Annotated in this window: 2 protein-coding genes; both read right to left on the reverse strand. The window is 49.4% G+C overall.

The genetic code is table 11. From position 1 onward, the window contains the following. A partial coding sequence (locus tag ABYW01_RS16375) for a diguanylate cyclase (protein WP_372834739.1) occupies positions 1–1,910 on the reverse strand: 1,910 nt, incomplete at its 3' end. Positions 1,911–2,287: 377 nt separating this feature from the next. Then, complete coding sequence (locus ABYW01_RS16380) at positions 2,288–3,595, reverse strand: DUF1329 domain-containing protein (RefSeq protein WP_372834740.1); 1,308 nt, start codon at positions 3,593–3,595, stop codon at positions 2,288–2,290. Between the last annotated feature and the right edge of the window lie 205 nt (positions 3,596–3,800).

Below are 3,800 nucleotides of genomic sequence, written 5' to 3' on the forward strand. Positions count from 1 at the left end.
AGTGCAGGGATGAAGTCACCCGGATAGATGACTTTACCGTCTACCACCAGTCGCACCAGCGCTTCGTAATAAGCGATCTGGTTTGTTGGTATGTGATAGATCGGCTGGAAGTGCAGGATAAGGTTGTCCTGTGTGATCGCTTGTTGTACTGCATGCAGCCACTGCATACTGGATTTTACATCGTCACTTTCTTTGTCTTGCTCTGTGTAACTGTGCACATAATTACGGCCATTGCGTTTGGCGACGTAGAGCGCAATATCCGCTTGCTGCAGGTAGAGCTGCGCATTGTCGGTTGAACCGTCGATCAGACACATGCCAATACTGCAGCTGATCTTATAAATCTGATCACCAAAACTGTATTGATCCATTGCGACCAGTTCGCACAAGTCCTCGGCGATGTAGTGCGCCTGATCCAGATCAGTATCCATCAGAATGACGGTGAATTCGTCACCACCAATACGGCAGAGACGATCTGTGTCGCGCAGGCGGTGGCGTAGTTTACCGGCCACGTCTTCTAATACGTAGTCGCCCTGATTATGGCCCTGAGTGTCGTTGATCGCTTTAAAGTGATCAAGATCGATATAAAGCAGTGTGTGCACTGAACCATTACTGAGGGCCATGGCTGAGGTACGGGCTAATTCGGTATCAAAGAAGTGTCTGTTGTACAGGCCCGTTAGCGAATCGTGCATCGCCAGATGTTCCAACCGCTGTTCAGCAAGCTTACGGGCGGATATATCATCGATCGATACGGAAATCGCGATCATATCGTTATCGCGAATAATACGATTCAGGCGTGCTTCAACCCAAGCCCCCTGACTGAATTGGCTGCTGAGTTTAAACTCCAGCCGCGTACGTATACATTTACGTTGAATAATGTCGTTGATTGCATGTTCGACCTCATTCGAAAACGTATGGTTTTCACGGCAGGCAAATCCAGAGAGCTTCTGGCCTAAAGTCTCTTTTTCCGTCAGGCCGGTCATCAGTTTCCAGGCCTGATTTAAGAATACGATCTGACCGTTAGAGTCGAGCTCCAATACCGCTGTGGTCAGGTTGTTCAGAATCCTTTTATGTTCACGTGCCTGGCTATCGAGCGCGTTTTCGTTGCGGCGCAGAGATTCGATCGTTTGGGCAAACTGTTCGTTACTGACCAGAAAGTCCTCGCGGCGGGAGGCGATCTCGCACACTTTGCGTAGCTGGGCATTGCGGAAGGGTTTGCTGATAAAGTCAGAAGCACCCTTGAGCATCAGCTCTTCGGCAAGATCCATCGTACCGTGCGCGGTCATAATCACGATGGTCTGATCGGGTTTTTCGTCGAGGATCTTTTCCATCACCTCTGGGCCAGACATACCCGGTAACATCACATCCAGAAGGATAATCGGGTGCTGTTTTTGCCGCCAGAGTTCCAGTCCGCTAGGGCCATCTTCCGCTATATCGACCTCAAAGCGGCCGCGTAGAATACGTTGGATCAGTGTCGATGTGTCTTCTGAATCTTCAATGGCCAGTATACTGGCATGGCGATATTGGTGTGATTCAGCGAGGGATTCACTTAACAGTTCTTTGAGCTGTTCGTGCTGGGTATAAGGTATCAGGTGATCAATGTCGAATTCACGCGCGGTGGTTTCGGCAATACGTTTACACCAAGTAGAGGCGACGATGATGAACGGTGTGAGTTCGCTGCAGCTAAACACGCCGGAGCGCACCATACGCGCGAGACGCCAGCCATCCAGTCCGTCGATATAGATATCGCTGACAACGCAGCGGATATCCTGTGTCTTCAACAATCCAGCAGCCATGGCACCGCTATCTGCCTCAATAACACTGTATTGAGTGTTTGCAGTAATAAAGCGCGCTAGATGTGAACGTTGCTCTTCGTTGCCATTTACCAGCAACAGATATGGTGAGCCAGTCATCCTGTGACATCCTAAAAAAACTAAAGACAGACACCCGTTTTGGTCAGATAACCGAGAGTCATGTTTTCACCCTTTAGAGTATGAGCATACCACTAAAAACGTGAATATCTTTGCCTTCGAATTCAAGCTATTTAGGTACAACTTTGCTAGGGGAACGCAGCCAACTCCAGATTAACAAAAAAAAGCAAAAATGGTAATCGCTGTGTTTAAAACTATTGTTTGAATCTTGTTCTGTTGTATCGCTAAGTCTTTCTGACCCGGGTGTTCGTGCGAGGAAATATAGGCAGGATACGTGCGTTTTGCGAATAACTATTAAAAAACCGGCGTACGCAGCGCGTACCCCGGCAAAAGGTAACGTGATGATGTGAACCTGAGCTTTATCGACCGGATGCGCGCAGGTTCTGTACCGTAAAGGTACGCTGTGGGCTCAGCTTAGGATCAAGCTGGCCTTTAAACTGGCCAGTTGTGCAGTGTGTTGCCTGCATATCGACCATGGAAAACGCGTCATCAATCGACACGCCACTGCCTTTGTTTGCTGGCAGGTGGTGATCGGGATGAGACTGTCCAATGGTGAACACTTTCCACAAATCGCCTTTACGGTCGTAGGCGTTGGTGCGTGGTACCGCGTAAGTCTGTGCATCGATAAAGTGCACGCGCTTACTCAGCGGATGGTTAGTATCGACTGGAATGGATTCGACTTCATACACTTTACGCAACTGCCAGCTGACATTCGGGAAGCAGCCGCCTTTACCCGTGAAGCTCACCACCTGATAACCTTCGTCATCTTTATGGGTCTCAGCGTCCAGCGGCTGATCATTGTGGTTGTAGTAAGGCATCAACAGGTGCCGAGTACCTTTATACGACCAGTTCATGTCGCTGATACGGCCGTTGTAACCCTCGAAATCCTCGATCATCAGATCGGAACCCAGGAACGCATCGGTCACCTGACCGGTGGAAAGGCGACGTACACGGCGCTGGAATCCCAGATACAGGTACGCATTGTCACGCTTAAGGTCGTCCTCGTAGCGGTGGATCAGCAGCTGCGTGTTTTTCACATCAAACGGCTCTAATACACGTACGTAGATGCCTCGGAACAAGTTAGATGGGTTCTGTGCAACATCCGGCTGCGGGTCATGGCGTACACGGTGTTTATAGTTCAGGAAGTGGAAGTTGAACTTGATGTTACGCTCGATTTTACCGGAATTCATATCGCGGAATTTCCAGTAGAACGGATATACCGCCCCGGTATCACCCCAGTTGTAACCGTACTTATAGTTCCACGCCAGCTTTTCACCGGCACGGGGATCATCCATTTTAGGGTCTTCTGGAAAAGGACGGCCCGCCACAAAACCATTAATCTGGCCGGGTTCATCGCCCAGTGAGGTGGTGTTCAGGTTTTTGCGTGAGGCCTCGACATAATTTTCATGCAGATCAAACGAGGTGGTTTCACCGATACGGATCTCGTAATCCCCGTTTTTAATGAACTGATACATTGCAGGGTCAAGTGCGTCTTTAACAGTATCAACGTTGGCGCTGTTGATCGTCATGCCTGCTGTCAGGCCAGCCACCTCAGGTGCGCCATTTTTGTATGGGTAGAAGGAGTTTTCGACATCCTCCAAAGTGGCCGCCAATACTGGGCCAGAGAGTGCAACCGCGACAGCTGCGCTGAGCATTTTCTTAAACATTTTATTATCCTTTTATTTCTTATTCTGAGCTGCTTAAAAGCGATACTGAATAGACAATTGGTATTCATCTTCTTCATTAGCCATACCCAGGATGCCGGTTTTGAAGCGTCCGGTTGGCTCAAATCCACCCAGACCAGCTGATCCGGACATGCCACCTGCATGCTCCGGTGCACCGGTATACGCGGTGAATGGGTTGTATGGGTTA

Source organism: Pontibacterium sp., from assembly GCF_041587635.1.
In the GTDB taxonomy this organism is placed as follows: Bacteria; Pseudomonadota; Gammaproteobacteria; order Pseudomonadales; family Balneatricaceae; genus Pontibacterium.